General features: G+C 44.8%; 27 protein-coding genes and 1 other annotated feature. Of the genes, 18 read left to right on the forward strand and 9 right to left on the reverse strand.

Annotation, left to right across the window (positions count from 1 at the left end):
* Window positions 1-89: 89 nt before the first annotated feature.
* Together namA and proC are read right to left on the reverse strand one after the other, a co-directional pair.
* The gene (gene namA / locus AC2EXB_RS09570; RefSeq protein ID WP_483604647.1) at window positions 90-1106 is read right to left on the reverse strand and encodes an NADPH dehydrogenase NamA; all 1017 of its coding nucleotides are present in this window, start codon (window positions 1104-1106) and stop codon (window positions 90-92) included.
* A gap of 56 nt (window positions 1107-1162) precedes the next feature.
* Window positions 1163-1966 (reverse strand): pyrroline-5-carboxylate reductase, encoded by an 804-nt coding sequence (gene proC, locus AC2EXB_RS09575; RefSeq protein ID WP_483604648.1) that lies wholly within the window; start codon window positions 1964-1966, stop codon window positions 1163-1165.
* A gap of 82 nt (window positions 1967-2048) precedes the next feature.
* Window positions 2049-2256: a binding site (T-box leader), on the reverse strand.
* Window positions 2257-2375: 119 nt separating this feature from the next.
* Here proC and AC2EXB_RS09580 point away from each other — a divergent pair.
* The 8 genes from AC2EXB_RS09580 (at window position 2376) to AC2EXB_RS09615 (ending at window position 12215) form a co-directional block, all read left to right on the forward strand.
* Entirely contained in the window at window positions 2376-3323 is a 948-nt protein-coding gene (locus AC2EXB_RS09580; protein ID WP_483604649.1) for an MBL fold metallo-hydrolase, read from the forward strand.
* Between the two features lie 116 nt (window positions 3324-3439).
* On the forward strand, window positions 3440-3994 hold the full coding sequence (locus tag AC2EXB_RS09585) for a DUF3221 domain-containing protein (protein WP_483604650.1): 555 nt from the start codon (window positions 3440-3442) through the stop codon (window positions 3992-3994).
* Window positions 3995-4189: 195 nt separating this feature from the next.
* Entirely contained in the window at window positions 4190-5422 is a 1233-nt protein-coding gene (locus AC2EXB_RS09590; RefSeq protein ID WP_483604651.1) for an argininosuccinate synthase, read from the forward strand.
* Window positions 5419-6792 carry an argininosuccinate lyase gene (argH, locus tag AC2EXB_RS09595; protein WP_483604652.1) on the forward strand — a complete coding sequence of 458 codons (1374 nt, stop codon included), beginning with the start codon at window positions 5419-5421 and terminating at the stop codon, window positions 6790-6792. The genes AC2EXB_RS09590 and argH overlap by 4 nt, the downstream gene beginning before the upstream one ends.
* A 265-nt stretch (window positions 6793-7057) precedes the next feature.
* Entirely contained in the window at window positions 7058-8812 is a 1755-nt protein-coding gene (locus tag AC2EXB_RS09600) for an ABC transporter transmembrane domain-containing protein (RefSeq protein ID WP_483604654.1), read from the forward strand.
* Window positions 8812-10587 (forward strand): ABC transporter ATP-binding protein, encoded by a 1776-nt coding sequence (locus tag AC2EXB_RS09605; protein ID WP_483604734.1) that lies wholly within the window; start codon window positions 8812-8814, stop codon window positions 10585-10587. Before AC2EXB_RS09600 ends, AC2EXB_RS09605 begins: the two co-directional genes overlap by 1 nt.
* A gap of 325 nt (window positions 10588-10912) precedes the next feature.
* Entirely contained in the window at window positions 10913-11623 is a 711-nt protein-coding gene (locus AC2EXB_RS09610) for a cytochrome c biogenesis CcdA family protein (protein ID WP_251473100.1), read from the forward strand.
* A gap of 100 nt (window positions 11624-11723) precedes the next feature.
* Window positions 11724-12215 carry a CcdC family protein gene (locus AC2EXB_RS09615; RefSeq protein ID WP_483604735.1) on the forward strand — a complete coding sequence of 164 codons (492 nt, stop codon included), beginning with the start codon at window positions 11724-11726 and terminating at the stop codon, window positions 12213-12215.
* A 17-nt stretch (window positions 12216-12232) separates the two neighbouring features.
* On the opposite strand, the gene AC2EXB_RS09620 is transcribed toward AC2EXB_RS09615, so the two are convergent.
* Complete coding sequence (locus AC2EXB_RS09620; protein ID WP_235199128.1) at window positions 12233-12685, reverse strand: DUF2621 family protein; 453 nt, start codon at window positions 12683-12685, stop codon at window positions 12233-12235.
* Between the two features lie 121 nt (window positions 12686-12806).
* Here AC2EXB_RS09620 and AC2EXB_RS09625 point away from each other — a divergent pair, with 121 nt between their 5' ends.
* From AC2EXB_RS09625 to AC2EXB_RS09640, 4 genes are all read left to right on the forward strand, one after another.
* Complete coding sequence (locus tag AC2EXB_RS09625; protein ID WP_251473105.1) at window positions 12807-13025, forward strand: DUF1659 domain-containing protein; 219 nt, start codon at window positions 12807-12809, stop codon at window positions 13023-13025.
* Between the two features lie 25 nt (window positions 13026-13050).
* Entirely contained in the window at window positions 13051-13266 is a 216-nt protein-coding gene (locus AC2EXB_RS09630; protein ID WP_251473108.1) for a DUF2922 domain-containing protein, read from the forward strand.
* Between the two features lie 57 nt (window positions 13267-13323).
* The gene (locus tag AC2EXB_RS09635; RefSeq protein ID WP_251473109.1) at window positions 13324-13452 is read left to right on the forward strand and encodes a YvrJ family protein; all 129 of its coding nucleotides are present in this window, start codon (window positions 13324-13326) and stop codon (window positions 13450-13452) included.
* A gap of 109 nt (window positions 13453-13561) precedes the next feature.
* A complete protein-coding gene (locus tag AC2EXB_RS09640) occupies window positions 13562-14104 on the forward strand; it encodes an SCO family protein (RefSeq protein WP_235199287.1) in 543 nt (180 codons plus the stop codon).
* Window positions 14105-14117: 13 nt separating this feature from the next.
* Here AC2EXB_RS09640 and mscL read toward each other — a convergent pair whose 3' ends face one another.
* On the reverse strand, window positions 14118-14507 hold the full coding sequence (gene mscL / locus AC2EXB_RS09645) for a large conductance mechanosensitive channel protein MscL (protein WP_483604656.1): 390 nt from the start codon (window positions 14505-14507) through the stop codon (window positions 14118-14120).
* A 148-nt stretch (window positions 14508-14655) separates the two neighbouring features.
* Here mscL and AC2EXB_RS09650 point away from each other — a divergent pair, with 148 nt between their 5' ends.
* Window positions 14656-15303 (forward strand): lytic transglycosylase domain-containing protein, encoded by a 648-nt coding sequence (locus tag AC2EXB_RS09650; protein WP_483604657.1) that lies wholly within the window; start codon window positions 14656-14658, stop codon window positions 15301-15303.
* Between the two features lie 43 nt (window positions 15304-15346).
* Here the strand turns inward: AC2EXB_RS09650 and AC2EXB_RS09655 are convergent, their stop codons facing one another.
* The 3 genes from AC2EXB_RS09655 to AC2EXB_RS09665 form a co-directional block, all read right to left on the reverse strand.
* Window positions 15347-15607, reverse strand: a complete 261-nt coding sequence (locus tag AC2EXB_RS09655) for a GlsB/YeaQ/YmgE family stress response membrane protein (RefSeq protein WP_235199134.1) — start codon at window positions 15605-15607, stop codon at window positions 15347-15349.
* 89 nt (window positions 15608-15696) lie between these two features.
* A complete protein-coding gene (locus AC2EXB_RS09660) occupies window positions 15697-16239 on the reverse strand; it encodes a cysteine hydrolase family protein (RefSeq protein WP_483604658.1) in 543 nt (180 codons plus the stop codon).
* A 276-nt stretch (window positions 16240-16515) separates the two neighbouring features.
* On the reverse strand, window positions 16516-17370 hold the full coding sequence (locus AC2EXB_RS09665) for a site-specific integrase (protein ID WP_483604659.1): 855 nt from the start codon (window positions 17368-17370) through the stop codon (window positions 16516-16518).
* 218 nt (window positions 17371-17588) lie between these two features.
* Here AC2EXB_RS09665 and AC2EXB_RS09670 point away from each other — a divergent pair, with 218 nt between their 5' ends.
* From AC2EXB_RS09670 to AC2EXB_RS09685, 4 genes are all read left to right on the forward strand, one after another.
* Entirely contained in the window at window positions 17589-18095 is a 507-nt protein-coding gene (locus AC2EXB_RS09670; RefSeq protein ID WP_483604661.1) for a DinB family protein, read from the forward strand.
* Between the two features lie 127 nt (window positions 18096-18222).
* Window positions 18223-20934: an aconitate hydratase AcnA gene (gene acnA / locus AC2EXB_RS09675; RefSeq protein WP_483604662.1), complete on the forward strand. Its 2712-nt coding sequence runs from the start codon at window positions 18223-18225 to the stop codon at window positions 20932-20934.
* A gap of 218 nt (window positions 20935-21152) precedes the next feature.
* Window positions 21153-21593 (forward strand): acyl-CoA thioesterase, encoded by a 441-nt coding sequence (locus AC2EXB_RS09680; RefSeq protein ID WP_235199138.1) that lies wholly within the window; start codon window positions 21153-21155, stop codon window positions 21591-21593.
* On the forward strand, window positions 21577-21885 hold the full coding sequence (locus AC2EXB_RS09685) for a hypothetical protein (protein ID WP_483604663.1): 309 nt from the start codon (window positions 21577-21579) through the stop codon (window positions 21883-21885). Before AC2EXB_RS09680 ends, AC2EXB_RS09685 begins: the two co-directional genes overlap by 17 nt.
* Window positions 21886-21891: 6 nt before the next feature.
* Here the strand turns inward: AC2EXB_RS09685 and AC2EXB_RS09690 are convergent, their stop codons facing one another.
* Both AC2EXB_RS09690 and plsY read right to left on the reverse strand, forming a co-directional pair.
* Window positions 21892-22191 (reverse strand): HesB/YadR/YfhF family protein, encoded by a 300-nt coding sequence (locus AC2EXB_RS09690; RefSeq protein ID WP_483604665.1) that lies wholly within the window; start codon window positions 22189-22191, stop codon window positions 21892-21894.
* A 25-nt stretch (window positions 22192-22216) separates the two neighbouring features.
* A complete protein-coding gene (gene plsY, locus AC2EXB_RS09695; protein WP_483604666.1) occupies window positions 22217-22810 on the reverse strand; it encodes a glycerol-3-phosphate 1-O-acyltransferase PlsY in 594 nt (197 codons plus the stop codon).
* Window positions 22811-23015: 205 nt separating this feature from the next.
* On the opposite strand from plsY, the gene AC2EXB_RS09700 reads away from it, so the two are divergent.
* Window positions 23016-23423 (forward strand): CoA-binding protein, encoded by a 408-nt coding sequence (locus AC2EXB_RS09700; RefSeq protein ID WP_235199141.1) that lies wholly within the window; start codon window positions 23016-23018, stop codon window positions 23421-23423.
* The last annotated feature ends 50 nt before the right edge of the window (window positions 23424-23473 follow it).

Genomic DNA, 23473 nt, shown 5'->3' on the forward strand with positions numbered 1-23473 from the left:
AGAAGTCTAAATCTGAGTCGAAATCAGACCCATGCATTCTTCATTGAGTTACCTTTAGTATACTAAATTTTGAGTTTTTTGCAACTGCCTTACACCCATCCGCGCTTATACGGCACTGGCACGTCGATATCCGCGTTCAACTCTTTCGCTGCTGTATATGCCCAGTAAGGGTCGCGAAGCAATTCGCGGGCCAGGAAGACCAAATCAGCGCGTTCATTTTGCAGGATCTCTTCAGCATGCAGGGCGTTTGTAATCAGTCCAACTGCGCCAACTTCAATAGGCGTCTTATGCTTAATGGTTTCAGCAAACGGAACTTGATATCCTGGAAAAGCATTGATTTTTGCAGGAACGACAGCCCCTGAACTGACATCGATTAAATCTACGCCCTGGTCTTTCATCCACTTCGTCATTTCCACATATAATTCTGGCGTCATGCCGCCTTCTGTATAGTCATGTGCAGAAATGCGGACAAATAAGGGACCGTCCCACACCTCGTTGACGCCATCGATGATTTCTTTCAAAATGCGGTAGCGGTTCTCCGCCGATCCGCCGTATTCATCGCTGCGTTTATTGCTTAGCGGCGACAGGAACTGGTTGATCAAATAACCATGTGCCGCATGCAGTTCAATTACATCAAATCCAGCTTGCTTGGAACGTACGGCAGCCGCCTTAAACGCCTCGACCGTTTCCTGGATTTCCTCGACGCTCATTTCTATCGGCAATTTGTATTGGTCACTAAAAGCGATTGCACTCGGAGCTTGAATCGGTCCGTCTACGGTCGCTTTTCTGCCGGCATGTGCTAATTGGATGCCGGTTTTCGAACCGTGCAATTTCATCAGGCGGACGAGTTCAGCCAGACCTTCGACATGGCCATCTTCCCAGATTCCAAGGTCTTGCGCAGAGATTCTGCCTTGAGGCTCTACAGCGGTAGCCTCTAAAATGATCAGCCCAACTTGGCCGACAGCACGCGCCGGATAATGGATGCGGTGCCAATCGGTGACTTGGCCGTCTTCTTTATCGCTTTGGTACATGCACATCGGGGCCATGACGATGCGATTTTTAAACGTCGTGTTTTTAATGGTGTATTCTTCGAATAATTTTGCCATTCCAAATGCCTCCTCTAATTTACAAAACAATTAGAGTTTAAGTATAGCAAAATACCTTATTCGAACTCTCGTCCCAAAGCTCGGGATCTCGCAGCAGCCTGTTCGATGCATTGCCCGATCGTCCCTTTGAAATCATTTTTTTCAAGCGAAGCGATGCCTGCTGCAGTCGTGCCGTTCGGACTAGTGACTTTTTTTCGCAGCTCTGCAAAGTCGTCTTGCTGCAGCATGTCAGCTGCGCCGGAGAAAGTTTGGCGTACCAGTTTCTTTGCATCTCCAGGAGACAGGCCGTTTTGAATAGCAGCTTCCGTCATCGCCTCAGCAAAATAATAGATGAATGCAGGTCCGCTGCCAGCCACAGCCGTCACGGCATCAAGCTGGGATTCCTCGACAACGGTGACGCCGCCAATCGAGGAAAGCAAATTTCTTAAATCGTGTTGTTGGCGCGTGGAAACGTAGCGGCTCCATGCGACCCCTGTCGCGGATTTGCCGATTTTTGCAGAAGTATTTGGCATGGCGCGAGCCACCGGCAAATTGCCGACATATTTTTGGATCGTTTCAATGGAAACACCTGCCACCACAGAAAGAATAACCGTTTTATCAGAAAGCTTGTCTTTAATATCGTTAAGGGCGGCTGCTACATCTTTCGGCTTCATCGCCAATAAAATAAAATCGGCTTGCCTCAATTCTTTTTTCTCTTTCTGGACAATTTTCACACCGTACTCATCTTTCAAAAATTCGAGCCGTTCTTTATCGGATTTATTCATCACGGAAATTTCTTCCGGCTTTAAAATCTTTTTCTGGATCCATCCATGCACCATGGACTCTGCCATCGACCCAGCGCCTACACATACGATATCCATCTTCATCACGTCCTTTGTCTTAAGTAAGAAAATGCGAGCCTGTGATTTTGCGCATTAAAAAAAGCGCATCCGTCCCAGCATTTGCAAGGACGAAAACGCTTGGTTTCCGCGGTACCACCTAAGTTTGCCGGTAAACGGCACGACTCGTAATCCTTATCGCGGATAAAACGTCCGTGTTTTCACGGCAGCTCAAAAGTAGGTTCAAGAAGGGAGCGGGGATGCGCATTTCACCAATAGCGCACTCTCTATACACCATCACCGTCTTTACTGGTCTTTTTCTTCGCTCGACTATGTAACTGCATTATAGGGGGAGGGCTGAATATTTGTCAAATGGCTTTTAGGCGTGACGGCTCGGTTTTTAAGCTGTATGATAGATGAATAGCCATTCATTCTTTAAGGAGCTGATGTAATGAGTATACATAAGATTATTATTCCGACACCTTTTGCAGTAGGAGATGTAAACTCCTACTTATTAAAAGGCGATGCCCTGACTTTAATTGATGCCGGGCCGAAAACTCCGGAAGCATGGGAAGCGATAAAAGCGGGGCTTAAGGAAGTGAATTTACGTCCGCAGGATATCGAGCAAGTGGTTTTAACGCATCATCATCCCGACCATGCAGGCTGGGTGGATGGTTTTGAGAATGCTAAATTATATGGCCATCCTTATAACGATTTGTGGTTAAGAAGAGATGAAGCCTTTTTTCAATACCACGATGCCTTCTATATGGAACGCTTAAAAGAAGAAGGCGTGCCGGATGACTTGGAATATTGGGTTAAAAAGATGAAGCGGCCGTTGAATCTGATGGGCAGCCGTCCGCTCGATATGTCGATCAATGAAGGCGATGTCCTGCCAGGCCATGAGGAATGGAAAGTCATGGAGACGCTCGGGCATGCCCAAAGCCATCTGTCTTTTTGGAATGCGGAAACAAGTGAAATGATCGGCGGCGACCACGTCATTGCGAAAGTATCGTCAAATCCGCTGATTGAACCGCCGCTTGATCCGGATCAAGGGCGTCCGAAATCATTGCTTCAATACAATGAATCGCTCGGGAGACTGTTGAAGATGCCGATTGAGGTCATTTATAGCGGACACGGGGAAGAAGTCCGAAATATGAAGGAATTGATTACTTCGCGCTTAGAGAAGCAGCATCTCCGTGCCATGAAAGTATTGAATATGATCGAGCACGAAGAAAAGACCGTCTATATGCTTGCTAAGGAATTGTTCCCGCATGCGTATGTGAAAGAACTGGGGCTGACGCTTTCCGAAACGATCGGCCAGATCGATTATCTACTGGAGGATGGGCTCATTACTGAAAGGCTGGATGGCGACGGCCTGTTTTATTACCAGAAAGCGTAATCGCCGTCATCGGTTTGTTATTGCGTAATGCCGGTTTAAAGGTTAAAATAAAGCCGTTGGACTTTTCAAAATATGGACAGCACAACTGAGATTAACACGAAAAGGAATGGATTATTTTGAAGAAATTCACTATATTGATGGCAAGTTTGTTATTTTTAGCCGCGTGTTCAAATGATGAAGAGGCAAAGCCGAAAGTTGAAGAACCTAAAAAAGAAGAAGTGGCGACGGAGCAGCAGCAGGAGATGACAGAAGAAGGATTTATCACTCAAGTTACGGCAGACCAGATCCTCGTCAATAATATTTACTTCACGATTCCTGAAGAAGTTAGCATAAAGCATGATGATGGCAAGGAACAGAAAGACGGTGTGATCAGCGATATCCGCACCGGCATGAAAGTGGTCGTTGATTATAAAGGTCCGCTCGCAGATTCGTTCCCGATGGAAGGCAAGGCTGAAACCGTGTCGATCCAAGAAGATGAAGCATCATTGGAAGAGGCCAAAGCTTTGACCGCCTTTATCGAAGGCGAGAAACTTCCGCGCTTATTGATGCTGGGCCAGCCGATTGTGCGCGAAAACGAAATCGGATTCCTGTTCACCAATATGGAGAATGGCAAAATGTCTGAAGTCAAAATCGATTTGGATACACATGAATATACAATTGGCGGAGAATAAACTTTCTCTTCAACGCTTCAGTTTTTAAATAGAAACTGTTTATTTGTGAGAATATTTCAACAAGAAAGGCAGCTGCAGCTGCCTTTCTTTTTTTGGTGGAATGCAATTAAATTCACTTGCACTAATAAATATTCCGTGTTAGTATATGAATATTCATATTAAATAATGCATAAAAATACATTGGAGGTTTTCCTATTGAATAAAAAGATCGTACTCGCATACTCAGGTGGATTAGATACATCGGTGGCCATTCCGTGGCTGAAAGGACAAGGCTACGACGTTGTCGCTGTGTGCCTGGATATCGGGGAAGGAAAAGATTTGAATTTCATTAAACAAAAAGCGCTTCAAGTCGGAGCGGTTGAAAGTTATATGATTGATGCGAGAGAAGAATTCGCGAATGAATATGCACTTGTATCCATGCAGGCTCATACGCTATACGAAGGCAAATATCCGCTTGTATCCGCGTTATCCCGCCCGTTGATTTCGAAAAAACTGGTGGAAATTGCAGAAGCGACAGGATCTACTGCAGTAGCGCACGGCTGTACAGGCAAAGGCAACGACCAAGTCCGCTTTGAAGTTTCCATCAAATCGTTGAACCCGGCACTTGAAGTGGTTGCCCCGGTTCGTGCTTGGGCATGGTCGCGTGATGAAGAAATTGCTTATGCGAAAGAAAACAATGTGCCGATTCCGGTCAACTTGGACAGCCCATTCTCGATCGACCAAAACTTATGGGGCCGCGCCAACGAATGCGGCGTTTTAGAAGACCCATGGGCTGCACCGCCAGAAGAAGCATATGACATTACAAACGCTTTGGAAAACACACCGGATACACCGGATGTGGTCGAAATTGAATTTGCAAATGGCGTTCCTGTCCAGTTGGACGGTGTTTCCTATACCTTCGCCAACTTGATCCTTGAATTGAACAAGCTTGCAGGCAAGCACGGCGTCGGCAGAATCGACCATGTTGAAAACCGTCTCGTCGGCATCAAATCACGAGAAATTTATGAAGCTCCAGCTGCGATGACTTTAATTGCAGCGCATAAAGAGCTTGAAGACATTACACTCGTAAAAGAAATGGCGCATTTCAAGCCGGTAATTGAAAAGAAATTGACGGAATTGATTTACGAAGGCCTTTGGTTCTCGCCGCTTCGTACAGCGCTTCAAGCATTTTTGCAAGAAACGCAAACCTTTGTCAATGGCACAGTGCGTGTGAAATTGTTTAAAGGCCATGCAATCGTTGAAGGCCGTAAGTCCGCGAATTCTCTGTACAGCGAACAATTGGCTACTTATTCGACTGATGATACATTCAACCACGAATCGGCAGTCGGCTTTATCGAATTGTGGGGGCTTCCAACTGTGGTCAATGCACAAGTCAATAAAAAAGAAGTCGCGATCCCTGAAAACGTAAAGGTAGGCGTTCAACCATGACCAAACTGTGGGGAGGCCGTTTCCAGAAATCGGCCGAACAGTGGGTGGATGAGTTCGGCGCATCGATTTCCTTTGACCAAAAACTTGTACTAGAAGATTTAGAAGGCAGCACGGCCCATGTTAAAATGCTATCGGCTTGCGGCATCCTTTCAGAAGAAGATGCAGCTCTTATTTTATCTGGGCTGCAGATCTTGAAAGGAAAAGCATCGGCGGGCGATTTGGAGTTCAGCGTAGCAAATGAAGACATTCACTTGAATTTGGAAAAATTCCTGATCGATGAAATCGGCCCGGTCGGCGGCAAGCTTCACACGGCGAGAAGCCGGAATGATCAAGTTGCGACAGATATGCATCTTTATTTGAAAAATCGGGTAACAGAAATAATAGAAGCTGTGACAGCATTCCAGACGGCTATCGTCGATCAGGCTGAAACTCATGTGGAAACAATTGTACCCGGTTATACACATCTTCAGCGTGCCCAGCCGATTTCATTCGGCCATCATTTGATGACATATTTCTGGATGCTCCAGCGCGATAAAGAACGTTTGTCGGAATCCTTAAAACGCATCGACCTTTCGCCGCTTGGCGCAGGGGCGATGTCCGGGACGACATTCCCGATTGACCGGGAATTGTCAGCGAGCCTGCTCGGATTTTCAGGCGTCTACCAAAACAGCCTGGATGCCGTGAGCGATCGTGATTTCATTGTGGAATTTCTAAGCAATGCATCGATGCTGATGATGCATATGTCGCGTTTTGCTGAAGAAATCATACTTTGGTCAAGCGAAGAATTCCGATTTATTGAATTGGATGATGCGTTCTCTACCGGATCGAGCATCATGCCGCAAAAGAAAAATCCGGATATGGCGGAACTGATCCGCGGCAAGACTGGCCGTGTCTACGGCAATCTGTTTGGTTTGCTGACGACTTTAAAAGGGTTGCCACTCGCTTACAATAAAGACATGCAAGAAGATAAAGAAGGCATGTTTGACACCGTCCATACATTAATGGGTTCATTGCCGATATTTGAAGGCATGGTCCGGACGATGACTGTCCGTACCGATTCGATGGAAAAAGCCGTCCATTCCGACTTTTCCAATGCCACAGAACTTGCCGATTATTTGGCAGCTAAAGGCATGCCATTCCGCGAAGCGCATGATGTTACCGGAAAACTGGTCTTTACGTGCATTCAACGAGGCTATTATTTAAAAGATCTTCCGCTTGCCGATCTGCAACAAGCAAGTGTGTTGATAGAAGAAGATATTTATGAGACCTTAATGCCCAAAACTGCAGTTAAACGCCGCAATTCACTCGGCGGCACCGGCTTTGAACAAGTACACCACCAGTTGGGACTTGCCAAGCAACTCATCGGGTAATCAAGTCCAATCTTATAAAGCCATAGCGCTTGGTACCCGCTATCGGCACCTTTGACCGGAATTCCTATCCCCCTTAGGAATTCCGCTTTTTTGATTTTCCAAACAGGATTAACTAGGAAATCTATGATGGAAAGAACGCTCATCCCGAAAATTCTCAGCCTATTGTCTGATTTACTTCAAGAATCGAAATATTTATTCCTTTTACATAATGGTATTGATAAAATAAGACAGGTAGTTCCATATCGAACAGCAAGGGGAAGAGAATATGCGTGTGTTTTTCGAGTTAGGGTGGTTTTTTAAAGAACGGAAACTTCATTATGCTATCGGTATTTTCATGCTGCTGATTGTGGCATTTCTCGGAGTGTTGCCACCGCGGATTATCGGTTTTGTAGTGGATGAAATCAGCAAAGGGACGTTGACAAAACCTTATCTGCTAATGTGGCTAGGGGTGTTGGCCGGTGCAGCACTTGCCATGTACGCACTTCGCTATGCATGGCGGATCATGATTTTTGGATCTTCGATTCTTTTGGCAAGAAATTTACGGGAACAGCTTTTCCGGCATTTTACCCGGATGTCTCCGGCGTTTTATCAGAAGCGGCGGGTCGGCGATTTGATGGCTCATGCAACGAATGATATTCAAGCCGTCCAGCAGACTGCAGGGGCCGGAGTTTTGACGCTTGTCGATTCCTTGGCTACTGGCGGGTTTGTCATTGCGGCCATGGCGTTGACAATCAGCTGGAAGTTGACGTTAATCGTCTTGCTTCCGCTTCCATTGATGGCATATATGACGAATTATTACGGGAAATTGATGCATCAACGTTTCCATAAAGCCCAAGAAGCCTTTTCGAGTTTGAACGATAAAACGCAGGAAAGCATTTCAGGCATGAAAGTAATCAAGACTTTTGGCCAAGAAAAAGAAGACATCGAAGATTTCAAGCGGCTGTCGCATACTGTAGTCGATGAAAATATTAAAGTGGCCCGTGTCGATTCCCTGTTCGATCCGACTATTTCGGCTATCATCGGCGTCTGTTATCTTCTGGCCATTGGATTCGGATCGTATTTTGTCGTTTCAGGAAGCATGACCATTGGCGATTTGGTCGCTTTCACTGCCTATCTCGGCTTGCTCGTTTGGCCGATGCTCGCTTTCGGTTGGCTATTCAATATCGTCGAACGCGGCCGGGCATCCTATGACCGCATCCGCCTCTTGCTTGCAGCACCGGTGGAAATCGAAGACCAGGAAGATGCTGTCGATTTCAAGCCGCAAGGAGATCTTGTGTTTGCACTCGAACGGTTTAATTTCACAGGCGACGAACGAGCGGCTCTCCAAAACATTCATTTCCGTTTAAAACAAGGAGAAACGCTTGGCATCGCAGGGAAAACCGGATCTGGGAAATCTGCCATCCTGCGCTTGCTATTGAGGGAATTTGATCAGTACGAGGGCGAGATTACATTTGGCGGCATTTCGATCAATGAATACAAAAAACAGTATTTGCGCGAAGCGATCGGCTATGTGCCGCAAGAGCATTTCCTGTTTTCAACAACCATCGCGGGCAATATTGCATTTGCCCGGCCAGAAGCCATGCTAGAAGAAGTACAGGAAGCTGCTAAGCTTGCTTATATCCATGAAGATATCCTGAATTTCACCAACGGCTACGAAACGGTAGTCGGAGAACGCGGCGTTTCTCTTTCGGGCGGCCAGAAACAGCGGATTTCAATTGCCCGTGCGTTAATGATGAAGCCGGAATTGCTGATTTTGGATGATTCTTTGTCGGCGGTTGATGCGAAAACGGAAGAAGCCATCTTGACTTCTTTAAAAGAAACGCGCAGCGGACAGACGACGATCATTACGTCGCATCGCCTCAGTGCAATCCAACATGCGCACCAAATCCTCGTCATGCACGAAGGAACAGTGGCGGAGATTGGGACACACGCGGAATTGATGAGGAAAAGAGGCCGTTATTATGAAATGTATGAGCTCCAGCAATTAGAGGCGCTCGTCGAGCAAGGAGGCGAGTTATGATGGAAAAGCAGCAGTCGTTGACCGGCAAAGACCAATGGAACGTGTTTAAGCGCCTGCTCACTTATTTGGCTCCCCACAAAAAGATGCTGGCATTTGCTTTAGGCTTACTGGTACTCACCGTTGTCGGAGATGTGTTGGGGCCATTTCTCATTAAAATGTTTATCGATGATTTTTTGACCCCGGGTAATTTTCCGACAGGGCCTGTAGTGGGTCTCGCATTAGCTTATTTGTTTATCCAGATTTCCAATGTCGTCATCAGTTATTTTCAATTGCTGAAATTCCAGGAAGCGGCTTTAAAAATCATTCAGCAAATGCGCATCGACGTTTTTGCTAAAGTCCAGAATCTTGGCATGCGCTATTTTGACAAGACGCCTGCCGGCAGCATCGTATCGAGGGTGACGAATGATACGGAAGCAATCAAGGAAATGTTTGTCAGTGTATTGATCGGATTCATCCAAAGCGCTTTCTTGATTATCGGCGTCTATATCGCGATGTTCTTCCTGAATGTTAAATTGGCAGCTATTTCGCTTGTCCTGTTGCCGATTCTGTTTTGGATCATGTACCTTTACCGCAAATACAGTTCCGTATTTTATCAGGATCTGCGCGAGCGGCTGGGGCAATTGAATGCCAAGATTTCAGAATCGGTCCAAGGCATGGGCATGATTCAAGCATTTGGCCAGGAAAAGCGGTTGAAAGACGAATTCAGCGATATCAACGAGCAGCATTGGAAAGCCGGAAAACGCAATATCAAAATTGACGGATTGCTTTTGCGGCCTGCAATCGATTTGGTTTATACATTGGCGTTGATTATTCTATTAAGCTATTTCGGCATCACTTCTTTTTCGAATACTGTGGAAGTCGGAGTGATTTATGCGTTTGTGACGTATATTGACCGTTTTTTTGAGCCAATCAATCAAGTTATGCAGCGGCTTTCCATTTTCCAGCAAGCCATTGTCGCTGCAGCGCGCGTATTTTCACTATTGGACGAAGAAGACATGGCGCCATCTCAAAAAAACACGGCCGGCACTATTGAAGACGGCCGGATCGAATTTAAAGATGTCAGTTTTTCTTACGACGGCATTACAGACGTTTTAAAGCATATTTCATTCACAGCGATGCCGGGTGAGACGGTCGCGTTAGTGGGGCATACGGGAAGCGGCAAGAGTTCCATCATTAACTTATTGATGCGCTTCTATGAATTCTCTAAAGGGGACATTCTAATCGATGGGGAATCGGTTAAGAATTACGAATCACAAGAGCTCCGCAAGAAAATTGGATTGGTGCTGCAAGATCCGTTTCTTTTCTATGGAAGCATCGAAAGCAATATTCGCCTCCATAACAAACAGATGGGGGACGCGGAAGTGAGGGCCGCCGCTGAATTTGTCCAGGCAGACCGGTTTATCAATGCTTTGCCGAATGGATACCAGCAAGACGTGACAGAACGCGGTTCGACTTTTTCGAGCGGACAACGGCAGCTGGTGGCATTTGCGCGGACGATGGCGACCGATCCGAAAATTTTGGTGCTTGATGAAGCAACAGCGAATATTGACACTGAAACCGAAATCGCAATCCAGGCAGGGCTCGAACGCATGCGAAAAGGGCGGACGACGATTGCCATTGCACACCGGCTTAGTACAATCCAAGACGCAGACCAAATTTTAGTTTTGCATCACGGTGAAATTGTTGAACGCGGGACACATCAAGAATTGCTTGCAGAACGCGGACTTTACCATAAAATGTATTTACTGCAAAACGGAATAGTAGAAGCTATGTAAAGCGGCTCCGGCCGCTTTTTTTTGTGAAAAAATTTAATAATTAAAAGCATATCTCGATTTTAATTATACATGTAGAAAACTACATAAGGTTTATCTAAAAAAAGAAAAAAGCGTAACAAAAAAAGTGAAAAAAGGGGCCAAAATCATTGTCCACAAATATGTCACAAGCAAAGAGGCGGTTTTGCTCGAGATTATTTGGTAAGATGGGAGGAGTAAAAAAGAGAAACTATGCTCTTTGGGTATCATCGAGCAGCAGTGGATTCAATTGGACTTTGATTCGCAAGTTCATTTTTGCGGTTAAAGCGAGGATAAGGAGTGACCAATAGTGGCTGCAGATATAAACTTGTTTTTGGCGTTCGGGGCAGGATTTCTGAGTTTCATTTCGCCGTGTACGCTGCCGCTGTATCCAGCATTTTTATCTTATATAACAGGCATGACGATTGATGAGATTAAAAATGATAAAAAGGTAATGCAGCGCCGAGGTATGTACCATACCTTATTTTTCCTTCTCGGTTTTTCAACCATTTTTATTGCGCTCGGATTCAGCACTTCATTTTTCTACGAATGGTTTTTGCGCTACGATGATTTGATCCGCCAACTAGGCGCTATCTTCATTGTGGTTTTCGGCTTGATGATTGTCGGGGTATTCACACCGAAGTTTCTTATGCAAGACCGTAAGTTTTCATTTAAAAACCGGCCATCCGGTTTTCTTGGAACTTTTGTCATCGGCATTGCCTTTGCAGCTGGATGGACGCCTTGTACCGGACCAATCACAGCGGCAATTTATGCCTTAGCTGCAACAAATCCGGGATCTGGGATTTGGTATATGATCGCTTATATTCTTGGTTTTGCGATTCCGTTCTTTGTATTGTCGTTCTTCGTTGCACAGACGGGCTGGCTGCGCAGAAACAGCAACAAAATCATGAAAATTGGCGGCTATGTCATGATCGCAGTCGGAATTCTCTTGTTCTTCGATGGCATGACATATATTATACGGATTTTAAGCCCGATATTTGGAGATTTCCAAGGGTTTTAAATGATGGTATGATTATCATCAGTAAAAGCGGAGTAAGCGGGTGTAAGTATGGAAAGTAAAAAAATTTTAATAGTAAGCAAGGTGAGCTTCAATGTTTGAAATGATCTCTCCTGAACTCATGCTGATTGTGACGACAGTCGGAGCGCTCGGAATGGGGATTTTGGCAATGTTTGTCCGCAATAAATCGGCGAAAAAACCGGCCTCGGCCAAAAAGATTATTTTGCCGCCTTTATTCATGTCAACAGGTGCGCTGATGTTCGTCTTTCCATTTTTTCGGGTGCACCCCATGCAGATTCTTGAAGCCTGTTTAGTGGGAATGCTGTTTTCGACGGTTCTCATCTGGACTTCGAAATTTGAAGTGCGGGACGGCGATATTTATTTAAAGCAATCAAAGGCATTCATGTTCATTTTATTTGGTTTATTGCTGATCCGGGTGATTGCAAAAGTGGTGCTGAGTGCAACAATTGATGTAGGTGAGCTCGGGGGAATGTTCTTTATCCTGGCTTTCAGCATGATTGTGCCATGGCGCTTAGCCATGTATCTGCAATATAAGAAAATGACGAATAAAGTAAAAAGCGCAGTCCCAAATTGAGGGCTGCGCTTTTTTCATTATACGGTCTTTTGATTTTCCTGATTGAAATAGACTTCATAGGGATGGACATCGATCTGCATCTCAGCCAGCTTTTTGCGGAGGAATTTGTGGTCCCTTTTTGGCGTAGCTAAGATATAACCCCGAATGATATGTTCAAGTTTCATTGATTTCACTTTTTCCTCTAATAAGATCTGTCCAATCCGGCCAGCAATTTTCTGCTTGGCGACAGGACGGAAAAGATCTGGAACCGGCTGGACCAACTCATTCAACATTGCTTTCTCTTCAGCACCCCATAAATGGATCGTCTTATCGACATAATATTCTTCCCAGTTCAAATCCGAAAGCCCGTCTTCTTTTGGCATCGATTTAAGAAATTTGCGGAACATGAAATATCCGCCTATAGCAAAACTACCGATTAAAACAGCGCCCCAGAATAAGATAAACCATAAAAACCAACCTTCAAGTGCCATTTTGTTCACCTCATTTATTCATACCTGTTCCTATTATAGAAGGGTTTTTTAAAAAATTCATTAAAAAGGTATCTTCTTTTTTCATTTGTGTCTATATAGCGAATGAAAGGAGGTGATCGACATGGCAGTCAGCGAATTTAAAAGTGCAAGCATCCGTTGCACATTTGATCTTGGCTTGGATAGCAAAGGCAAGCCGAAGAAAAAAGTAAAAGCGTACCACAATGTTACAGAAGCGGCAGGAGCAACACAAATCTTTGAAGTGGCAGTCGTATTGGCAGACTTCGGTACAAAACCGATGATGCTTGTGGAAAAACAATCCGGCTTGAACATCTTCGCGTAATTCAATTAATAAGGGGGAATAGGAAATGGCCAAAACATTGGAATTGATATTTGAAACAGCTGCAGGAAAAGATGTAACTTTATCGATAGAGGAACCGCGTGAAGACGTCACAACGCAAGAATTAAATGCGGGCATGCAGACCATCATTACGCAAAACATCTTTGAAGTGGAAGGTTCTGCTTTTGCAAAAGCGAAGGCTGCCCGGCTTGTTGAACGGAATGTCACAGATTACCCGCTATAAGCAACAAAAGCTCTCCTTAACGGGAGAGCTTTTTAAAATAGGAGTGAGGTGAAAACGATGGATGAATGGATGCGTTTAATCCAGGAAGTTGGATTTCCGATCTTTGTGTCATTTTATTTGATGCACCGGGTGGAGGCAAAACTTGTAGCGATACACGACGCGCTCATCACTTTGAAAGTATCCTGATTTCACAGAATTGTGATAAAGGAAGGCCTGCAAATATTGAATTCAACGTCCTCATTCGATAAGATGGATAGAGCAGAAGAATGGGGGCAGGCAATTGAAAGGTTTCAAAATGCTCGTGCTTTTAGCTTTGGTCTTTTTGCTTTCAGCATGTGGTGATCAGCCGATCGACGATTTTTCACATACTAACCAGCGAGGCGAAACGGTATCTTTGGAAAGTTTAAAAGGAACGCCGTGGCTTGCAACATTTGTTTTTACAAATTGTGAAACAGTTTGTCCGCCAATGACGTTTAATATGGCGAATATTCAAGAAGAATTGATCGAAAAAGGTATCGAAGACTATAAAATTATCGCTTTCAGCGTCGATCCGAGAGAAGATACTCCCGAAAAAATGGCGGAATACCTAGCGAATTTCTCCGTGCCGGACGACTCCAAGTGGAATTTACTGACTGGCTACAGCCAGCAGGAAATCGCGGATTTCGCTAAAGAAAATTTTAAAGCTTTTGTAAAAGATGATCCGAACAGCGATCAAGTCGTGCATGGAACTTCCTTTTATCTAGTCGACCAGGAAGGAAAAGTCACCAATAATTATGATGGCTTTGAAGAAGTGCCGGTCGATGATATTGTAAAAGACCTGCAAAATTTAATCGAATGAAAAAAACCGGTCGTTAGAGACCGGTTTTTTCTTTGCTCAGCAAATCGCGGATTTCCACAAGAAGCTCTTCTTTTTTGTCGAGCACTTCTGGTTCTTCCTCTGCAGGCACATCTTTTTTGCGCTTGAATTTCGTAAACAATCGAATCACTAAGAATATAGAGAATGCAATGATGAAAAAATCGATGACCGATTGGGCGAAAGCGCCGTAACGAAGGTTTACGCCATTCAAAGAATAGGTTAAATCTTCGACACTGAAACCGCCGATTAAGATCCCAATAAGCGGCATAATGATGTCTTCAACAAGAGAAGAGACGATTTTACCGAATGCTGCACCGATGACAACCGCGACAGCCAGATCCAAGACATTTCCTTTTAACGCAAATTTCTTAAAATCTTCCCACATGATTAACACCACCTTTCTTTTAGTATACCGGAATGTCATCCATTGGCTAGGCAAATTTAAAGGAAAGATGAATACTGTTTTTATTTACCAAAAGAAAAATAAAAAACTTTATGTTAAACTGGGGGAAATACGTGATAGGTGTGGGAAAATGAAGAAAAAGAAAAAAAAGAGTCTGGCAACTCGGATCAAAATTTGGTTTTTGATCATCCTGGTGCCGGTATTGCTTGTGATAACTACACTCGCGATTGTGATTTTTAATGTGTTTAACCCAGGAGATATTGTGCATACAATCAAAGAGACGCCCCAGCAATTGTTTGAATTGGAAGTTCCAAAAGAAAACATCCCCTTGTATAAAGAAGCGGCAGAAACGTATGGCATTCCGTGGACATTGCTTGCCGCCCATCATCGCATTGAAACCAAATTTTCAACGATGGATCCGCTTTTATCGCCGGTTGGTGCTGAAGGCCATCTGCAATTCATGCCTTGCACATTTGTTGGTTGGCAGCACCCGACCTGTTCTGGATTAGGGGGAGGGGAAATTCCCGAGAAGGAAAAAACCGATCCGGCTGTCATCGAAGAATACGGTGGTTACGGTGTAGACGGGAATGGGGACGGAGTGGCAGATCCCTATGATCTGACAGACGCTTTGTATAGCGCAGCCAATTTCTTATCGAAATACGGTGCAGCAGACGGGGATTTGGAAAAGGCAATTTTCCAATATAACCATAGCGATAGTTATGTAAAAGACATTCTGCATTATTATCACTTGTATGAAGAGCAATTTAAAACACCATAAAAAAGAAGCGAGGCAGATGCCTCGCTTCTTTTTTTGTTTGTTATTAAGCTCTGCGGCCTTTTCTCATTGAACCTAAGATCAAGCTCAATACAAAGACAAGCACTAAAGCACCAATTAATGCAGGGATGATGAATACGCCCCAAATTTCAGGACCCCAGTCTCCAAGCAGCAAGCCACCAAGCCATGCCCCGATAATACCTGCAATAATGTTCCCGATAATACCTCCAGGAATGTCTTTACCGAGGATTAGACCCGCAAGCCATCCGATGATACCACCCATGATCAAATATAATAGAAATCCCATTTCGTTCCAGCTCCTTTTAAGGTTATGAATAATTGCTACACTGAATATATAACCTTATTCAGGACGTTTGAAACATTTACAAGTAAATTTTATAGGATTTCAGCGCCAAGGGTGTTTTTGAAATGCCGTAATGCCCAGCGATGGCCTTCTTCGTCGAAGCTCGCAACCGCCGCTTCATGGACTTTGATCGCAAAGTTTTTATTGTAAGCATCGACTGCAGTATGGAGCACACAAATGTCCGTGCAGACCCCGACAATATGAACTTCTGTGATATTGCGCTCTTGCAGCATGATTTCCAGGTTGGTGCCGGCAAAAGCACTATACCGCGTTTTATCCATCCAGACAATTTCTTCTTTATGCTGCTCGTATACTTCTGCAAGATGCCCGTAAAGATCCCGGCCAGCTGTTCCGCGTATATTATGCGGCGGAAACAGTTTCGACTCCGGATGCAATTCATTTTCATGTTCATGCAAATCGACCGGCATAACAACGAAGTCGCCATTCTCCAAAAATTGCTCGGTCAACGAGCATATTTTCGCTTCAATGGCCTGCCCGGGTTTTCCAACCGTCAATGCGCCGTGATCCGCTACGAAATCCACCGTATAATCCACAACTAATAATGCTTTTTTCATCCCAATTCCTCCCATCGTCTATGGCTCCATCTAATCATAAAAATAATTCAATGAAAAGTGAAAATAATCTTTTGCAAATTAAAAAATTATTCAGTATACTTCTTGAAAGGAGATGATGGATATGGTTTTCGAAAACACGCAGAAGTTGAATCGCCAAGCCCTTTGGTTTGTAGCACTTCATACACTGGTCATCTTGAATTTCGCCATCGATTTCGAATTCTTTATTTAATCGTCAAAAATGCCTGCCCGAAAATTGGGCAGGCGTTTTTTTATGGGTCAATCCTGTTTTAGGCGAGTCAACGATTCTGTCAGCATGCGGGAAGCGGAATCAAGTGAAACTCCCATAATTTCCTGGATTTCTTCTAAATTTTTATGTTCGACCGTATAGAGATGGTGGACATAGGCAAAACGAAGGTCTCCAGAACGGATAGGCACACCCAAAAAGTCCGTTAACGCCTCCGTGTAATCTGACAAGGAACCCATCTTGAACATGGAATAGCCGTCCTTCACTTTTGAAGAAAGCAGATAGGGCGTATTGCGGAAAATCGCGCGTTCAATTCCTTCCATCAAAACCGGAATCTCTTTGCCGGAAAATTCAAGTTGGCAGACATAGCCATCCTTTTTCTCCAATGGCAGCAACAGGCCGCCATCCACATCTTCAAAATCGTCCACTTCTATCGTAGTCATATCGCGCAAGCGCAGTCCTCTCATATATAAGATGAAAAGAATTTTGGCATTCAAGGACAACTGGCTGGATTCAAGCACCGAATCTTTTTTCTCTAGCAGTTCTCCGTAGTTTACGTGAATATCCGCCGGTGTCAGATCCAGCTTTTCAGCGAATTTAAATTTCGGCATGAAATCCACCGGAATCTTACCGATCTGCCACATATAATCGAACCACAGGCGGATATAGATCAGCTTGCGGTTTAACGTGCTGTCTTTAATGCCTGTTTCGTGTTGCTGCTGAAGGAATTTTTGTATATCAATCGGCCGGATCTCATGCGGTTCCACCGGTTTTTTATATGTATTGCGCAAAAAGGCGAAGAGCGCTCGAATCAATTGGACTTCGTGGACAACCGTATTCGGGCTGATGCCATTTTTCAAACGAAATTTTTCATAACCATAAGGCATTCCGTCACACTCCTCTTCTCATTCTCTTTTATAATTATACCATTAAATGGATTGAATAGAAGGCACTTTCCCCTTGAAACCCCCGTAAACACGTGGTTTTTTATAGAAAGCCCCACTTTTTTCTGTATACTGGACAAAAGTGCTTGTTTATGGTGGAAATGGGGTATGCCATACAAGAAGGCAAAAGGCTAGTTAGAGATGAAAATGGAGGCATTCGAATGTATAAAGAAGACAATGAAAAAGTTCGAGCCGCAGTATTGGGAGCGGTGAATGGCGTTTCAGACGACATCCTAAATACGAAACCTTCTCCGGAAGAATGGTCGCCGATGCAAATCCTCGATCATCTTCAGCTGATGGAATCGATGGTCGCTAGGAACGTCCAAAAACAACTTACAAAAAGCGAAAGCGAAAAGGCAAGGAAAAAGCCGATTCAATTAACTGTCAGCCGGTTAATCAAAGTTAATGCCCCCAAATACGTGGTTCCGACGAATGACTTTGTGTCTCTAGAAGAGATGAAGAAGCGTTTGGAAGCATCCGCCGAGTTGCTTGATACAGTTTATAAAGAGGCTTCACCTGAAGCACTCGAAGCAAAATCATTGCCGCATCCGGTTTTCGGCAAAGTGCCTTTAATCCAATGGTTTCCATTTGTTGGGCTGCATGAAAAGCGCCATTTAAAGCAATTGGAGAAGACATTGGAAAAACTTCATGCTAGTTCCAACAAGTAATTGGAAAAACTTATCACATTCTATAATTTTAATGTAATTTACTTATGCTTCTGGATTCGTTATGATAGAAGAGGAGAAAAGACGCTAACAAAAGCCTTTTCAGAAGATTTAAAGGAGGAACATGATCATGGCAAAAAGCAGTTTGCATAACAGCCGTACTTCTTTTGAGCTAAATGGCAAAACGTTTAACTACTATCGTTTAGCTGCATTAGAAGAAGCAGGAATCGCGAAAGTATCACGACTTCCTTACTCAATTAAAGTCCTTTTAGAATCTGTCCTGCGCCAGCACGACGGATACGTCATCAAAGACGAGCATGTTGAAGAACTTGCTAAATGGGGCAAGAACGCAAACAAGGAAGCTGAAGTTCCGTTCAAGCCTTCCCGCGTTATTCTTCAGGATTTCACTGGGGTTCCAGTTGTTGTCGATTTGGCAGCACTTCGCTCAGCTATGGCTGAAATGGGTGGAGATCCAAACAAAATCAATCCGGATGTACCGGTTGACTTAGTCGTTGACCACTCTGTGCAAGTAGACAGCTATGGTACAAACGAAGCATTGAAAATCAACACGAAATTAGAATTCGAACGCAATGCAGAGCGTTACCAGTTCCTTAGCTGGGCTCAAAAAGCATATGACAACTACCGTGCAGTTCCACCTGAAACGGGTATCGTTCACCAAGTTAACCTTGAGTACTTAGCGAACGTGGTTCATGCCATCGCGAACGAAGATGGTACATTTGAAGCTTACCCGGATACTTTAGTCGGAACAGATTCCCACACAACGATGATCAACGGTCTTGGTGTTCTTGGATGGGGCGTCGGCGGCATCGAAGCGGAAGCTGGAATGCTTGGACAACCTTCATTCTTCCCGATTCCTGAAGTAATCGGCGTTAAATTGACAAATGCATTGCCAAACGGCGCGACTGCTACGGATTTGGCACTTAAAATTACACAAGTGCTTCGCCAAAAAGGTGTGGTTGGTAAATTTGTTGAGTTCTACGGCGCTGGTGTTACAACATTGCCGCTTGCAGACCGTTCAACAATTGCGAACATGGCACCGGAATACGGCGCAACTTGCGGATTCTTCCCAGTTGATGAAGAAGCACTTGACTACTTGCGCTTAACTGGCCGTGAGGAAGACCACATTGCCATCGTTAAAGCTTACTTGCAAGCAAACGATATGTTCTTCGATGCAGACAAAGATCCTGTTTACACAGATACAATCGAATTGGACCTTTCGACTATCGAACCGAACCTTTCAGGACCTAAACGCCCGCAGGATTTGATTCCTCTTTCTCAAATGAAAACGGAATTCAACAAAGCGGTTACAGGACCTGAAGGCCCGCACGGTTTTGCGTTAGGCGAAGAAGAAATCAACAAGACAGCTACTGTCAACTTCAAAGACGGCTCAACAGCTGAAATGAAGACGGGCGCAATCGGCATCGCTGCCATCACGTCTTGTACGAACACTTCAAACCCTTACGTAATGCTTGGTGCTGGACTTGTTGCGAAAAAAGCAGTTGAAAAAGGCTTAATGCCGCCTGCATACGTGAAAACTTCACTTGCTCCAGGTTCAAAAGTCGTAACTGGCTACTTGCAGCAAGCTGGACTTTTGGATTACCTTGAGCAAATCCGTTTCAACTTGGTCGGCTACGGCTGTACTACGTGTATCGGTAACTCAGGCCCGATGCTTCCTGAAATCGAAGATGCGATTTTAGACAGCGACTTATTGGTAACTTCTGTTCTTTCGGGTAACCGTAACTTTGAAGGACGCATCCATCCGCTTGTAAAAGCGAACTATTTGGCTTCACCACCGTTAGTTGTCGCTTATGCTTTAGCTGGAACAGTGGATATCGATCTTCAAAACGACCCAATCGGACAAGATAAAGAAGGCAATGATGTCTTCTTGAGCGATATCTGGCCAACAACTGAAGAAGTAAACGAAGTTGTTAAGAGCACAGTAACGCCTGAATTATTCCGTAAAGAATACGCTCGCGTGTTCGACGAGAACGAAACTTGGAACGCAATCGAAACAAATGACGATTCTTTATATAACTTCGATGAAAACTCGACTTATATCCAGAACCCGCCATTCTTCCAAGGTCTTTCAAGAGAGCCTCAGCCAATTCAAACACTTGCTGATTTGCGTGTTGTTGCGAAATTTGCTGACTCGATCACGACTGACCACATTTCACCAGCTGGAGCAATCGGAAAAGATACACCAGCAGGGAAATACTTGCGCGAAAACGGCGTAGAACCACGCAACTTCAACTCTTACGGCTCACGCCGAGGAAACCATGAAGTCATGATGCGCGGAACATTCGCCAACATCCGTATCCGTAACCAAGTGGCTCCAGGAACAACTGGCGGCTTCACAACTTACTGGCCAACGGGTGAAATCATGCCGATCTATGACGCAGCGATGAAATACCAGGAACAAGGAACTGGCCTAGCCGTGCTTACGGGCAAAGACTATGGTATGGGTTCTTCACGTGACTGGGCTGCTAAAGGTACATTCCTTCTTGGAATTAAAACAGTCATTGCGGAAAGCTATGAGCGTATCCACCGTTCAAACCTTGTAATGATGGGTGTTCTTCCTTTGCAATTCGTTAATGGACAAAACGCTGATTCACTAGGGCTGACTGGACGCGAAAGCATTTCAGTGAACTTGACAGATGACGTGAAACCACGCGACATCTTGAAAGTTACAGCAACTGCTGAAGACGGCACAGTAACAGAATTCGACGCATTAGTGCGCTTCGACTCTGAAGTTGAAGTGGATTACTACCGCCATGGTGGTATCCTTCAAATGGTACTGCGCAGAAAATTAGTAGAAGCGTAAGAAAAGCGGAAACAGCCGTGTAAGTTCGACGGGCATAAGACGGATTGCCGAAGCGGCGTTCTTTGCCGCACAGGTGAGACGACTTATGACCCGAGAACTTGGCTGTTGGAGTCTGGACAATAAGAAAACCTGAAATAAGCTGCCGAGAAGTTCTCGGCAGCTTATTTTTTATTTCTATCCGGATTTTTTGTATACTTACAGACAGAGGTGAAAAGGAAATGTACATCAGTGAAAAAGAAATTGAAATCCGTTATGCGGAAACCGATCAAATGGGCGTTGTCTACCACGCCAATTATATTATTTGGCTGGAAATCGGCCGGACAAAATTGATTGAAGACTTAGGTTTTACATATGCAGGGATGGAAAAAGACGGTTATCTGTCTCCGGTGACGGACATTTCGATCCAATACAAGGCAGCGCTCCGCTACGGACAGAAAGCGATCGTGCGGACATGGGTGGAAAGCCATGACCGGCTGCGCACGACATACGGCTACGAAGTGCTCCACGAAGATGGCACGCTTGCTGCAAAAGCGACATCCGAGCACGTCGTCGTGAAAAAGGACAATTTCCGTCCGGTGTCGATCAAGAAAATCTACCCGGAATGGCATGCGAAATACGAGGAAATCAAAAGGAAGTCTCCCGATGGCGTTCGGAATTAAGCGGGACGAATTGAATCAGTGGAAGCAGGACGTGGAAGATGAAAAAATCGCATTCTTGACCCATTATTGGATCGATGAGCGATTCCCGGGCGCATCGACTGTCACAAAGGTCGGTTGCCGCAATTTAAAAAAACTCGAAAAATGGGGCAGTCAATACGGATTGAAACCGGAATGGATGGACCTTCGCGGCAACTATCCGCATTTCGATCTTTTCGGAGAACACCAAATCCGTATATTGGAAGCGGAAGGCATGATCGATCAATTGAATAGATTCAAAAAAGAAAAAGCGTGAGAAGCCTCACGCTTTTTCTTTTTCGTATGAATAATCAAGTTCGTGCAATTCGTCATTGACCGAGACTATTAAGTCATGGCCATCAAAATACCAAATATCCCGTTCTTCAATATAGTAGGTCACTTGGTCCTGTTCAATGGCTGCGGCCGCATTGTCCGGCTCGTCTTTTGTGACACCGAGCGAGAAGCCGGGCTGCAGGTTTCCTGCGCCTCCGTAGCGGACAAAAAAACGGATCGTGTCGCCAGATTCGACTTCCATTTCATTATGAAACCATGTAAATGCATCTTCAGAGATTTTGATTTCCACGTATCGTGCACGCCCTTTCATTCAGCTAAAGCCATTTGACCTTCGGTTCTGTACCGGCTTTGATACGTGCGATATTCGCACGGTGCCGGTAAATGATAAATGATGCGAGAATGATGATGACAATAAGGAATGGATAGTCCCCGGTATTAAATGCGTAAATCAAGGTATAGATGACTGCAACGATAGCGAGGATAATCGATGACAGCGATACCATTTTTGTGATTTTTAAAGCAATCAAGAGGACAACTACTGCCACAATGAACAACGGCCATTGATAGCCGAGCAAGATGCCGCCGGATGTGGCAACCGCTTTGCCGCCTTTGAACTTCGCAAAAATCGGGAACATATGGCCAATAACCGCAATTACCCCGAATACCAGCGGGTGGACATTTGTTTCCATGTAGAGCGGAATCATGGTGGCAGCAGTCCCTTTTAAGATATCAAGAACGGTCACCGCGATGCCCGCTTTGATGCCGAGAGTACGGAATGTATTGGTCGCGCCCAAATTGCCGCTGCCTTTTGTCCGGATATCCGTTTTGTAAAAGATTTTCCCAACCCATAATGCGGACGGGATCGAGCCGAGCAGATAAGCTAGTATGACTGGAAGCAATATGTCCATGTTGAACTCCTTTGAACAGCTGATATTTATAGTTCAAGTTTAACACGAAGCGCGTTCGTTCGACAATATAGAGAGCCGGATTGCCAATGCTGAACGCCGCCGAATATGATACAATAGAGGGACACAGCAGTTGATGAATGAAACCATCGGCTCCGCATGATACTGCTAACTCATTGAAAATACGGAAAAAGGATAGGTGAAGTGCATGAACAATCCAAGCCGTGTAGAAATCAAAGAAATACTGGATACTGCCAAGACCATTGCCGTAGTGGGGCTTAGCCCGAACGTGAACCGGACGTCCTATATGGTATCCGAAGCTATGCAAAAAGCGGGATATCGGATCATTCCAGTCAATCCGGCAGCAGACGAAGTGTTAGGCGAAAAAAGCTACGCTTCGTTACTGGATCTGCCGGAACCGGTAGACATTGTCAACGTTTTCAGGCGCAGTGAATTTCTTCCGGAACTTGCGGAAGATTTCAAAAAGATCGATTGCCCAGTCTTCTGGACGCAATTGAACGTCGTCGATGAAGAAGTTTTCAATGATTTGACCGATAAAGGCTACACGGTCATCATGGACCGGTGCATCAAAGTGGAACATGCCATCCTTAAATAAGATCACGAAGGAGAAGAGGGCGCAAAGCTCTCTTTTTCTGTGATTATTGA

The sequence above is a fragment of the Planococcus alkaliphilus genome (assembly GCF_057031095.1).

Coding starts and splice junctions, on each gene's coding strand:
- AC2EXB_RS09605 (WP_483604734.1), top strand. CDS start 8,812: ATGGAAAAGCAGCAGTCGTTGACCGGCAAAGACCAATGGAACGTGTTT.
- AC2EXB_RS09650 (WP_483604657.1), top strand. CDS start 14,656: ATGAAGAAAAAGAAAAAAAAGAGTCTGGCAACTCGGATCAAAATTTGG.
- argH (WP_483604652.1), top strand. CDS start 5,419: ATGACCAAACTGTGGGGAGGCCGTTTCCAGAAATCGGCCGAACAGTGG.
- AC2EXB_RS09630 (WP_251473108.1), top strand. CDS start 13,051: ATGGCCAAAACATTGGAATTGATATTTGAAACAGCTGCAGGAAAAGAT.
- AC2EXB_RS09620 (WP_235199128.1), bottom strand. CDS start 12,685: ATGGCACTTGAAGGTTGGTTTTTATGGTTTATCTTATTCTGGGGCGCT.
- AC2EXB_RS09700 (WP_235199141.1), top strand. CDS start 23,016: ATGAACAATCCAAGCCGTGTAGAAATCAAAGAAATACTGGATACTGCC.
- AC2EXB_RS09615 (WP_483604735.1), top strand. CDS start 11,724: ATGATCTCTCCTGAACTCATGCTGATTGTGACGACAGTCGGAGCGCTC.
- AC2EXB_RS09660 (WP_483604658.1), bottom strand. CDS start 16,239: ATGAAAAAAGCATTATTAGTTGTGGATTATACGGTGGATTTCGTAGCG.
- mscL (WP_483604656.1), bottom strand. CDS start 14,507: ATGTGGGAAGATTTTAAGAAATTTGCGTTAAAAGGAAATGTCTTGGAT.
- proC (WP_483604648.1), bottom strand. CDS start 1,966: ATGGATATCGTATGTGTAGGCGCTGGGTCGATGGCAGAGTCCATGGTG.
- namA (WP_483604647.1), bottom strand. CDS start 1,106: ATGGCAAAATTATTCGAAGAATACACCATTAAAAACACGACGTTTAAA.
- AC2EXB_RS09580 (WP_483604649.1), top strand. CDS start 2,376: ATGAGTATACATAAGATTATTATTCCGACACCTTTTGCAGTAGGAGAT.
- acnA (WP_483604662.1), top strand. CDS start 18,223: ATGGCAAAAAGCAGTTTGCATAACAGCCGTACTTCTTTTGAGCTAAAT.
- AC2EXB_RS09680 (WP_235199138.1), top strand. CDS start 21,153: ATGTACATCAGTGAAAAAGAAATTGAAATCCGTTATGCGGAAACCGAT.
- AC2EXB_RS09635 (WP_251473109.1), top strand. CDS start 13,324: ATGGATGAATGGATGCGTTTAATCCAGGAAGTTGGATTTCCGATCTTT.
- AC2EXB_RS09600 (WP_483604654.1), top strand. CDS start 7,058: ATGCGTGTGTTTTTCGAGTTAGGGTGGTTTTTTAAAGAACGGAAACTT.
- AC2EXB_RS09685 (WP_483604663.1), top strand. CDS start 21,577: ATGGCGTTCGGAATTAAGCGGGACGAATTGAATCAGTGGAAGCAGGAC.
- AC2EXB_RS09625 (WP_251473105.1), top strand. CDS start 12,807: ATGGCAGTCAGCGAATTTAAAAGTGCAAGCATCCGTTGCACATTTGAT.
- AC2EXB_RS09640 (WP_235199287.1), top strand. CDS start 13,562: ATGCTCGTGCTTTTAGCTTTGGTCTTTTTGCTTTCAGCATGTGGTGAT.
- AC2EXB_RS09665 (WP_483604659.1), bottom strand. CDS start 17,370: ATGCCTTATGGTTATGAAAAATTTCGTTTGAAAAATGGCATCAGCCCG.
- AC2EXB_RS09655 (WP_235199134.1), bottom strand. CDS start 15,607: ATGGGATTTCTATTATATTTGATCATGGGTGGTATCATCGGATGGCTT.
- plsY (WP_483604666.1), bottom strand. CDS start 22,810: ATGGACATATTGCTTCCAGTCATACTAGCTTATCTGCTCGGCTCGATC.
- AC2EXB_RS09670 (WP_483604661.1), top strand. CDS start 17,589: ATGTATAAAGAAGACAATGAAAAAGTTCGAGCCGCAGTATTGGGAGCG.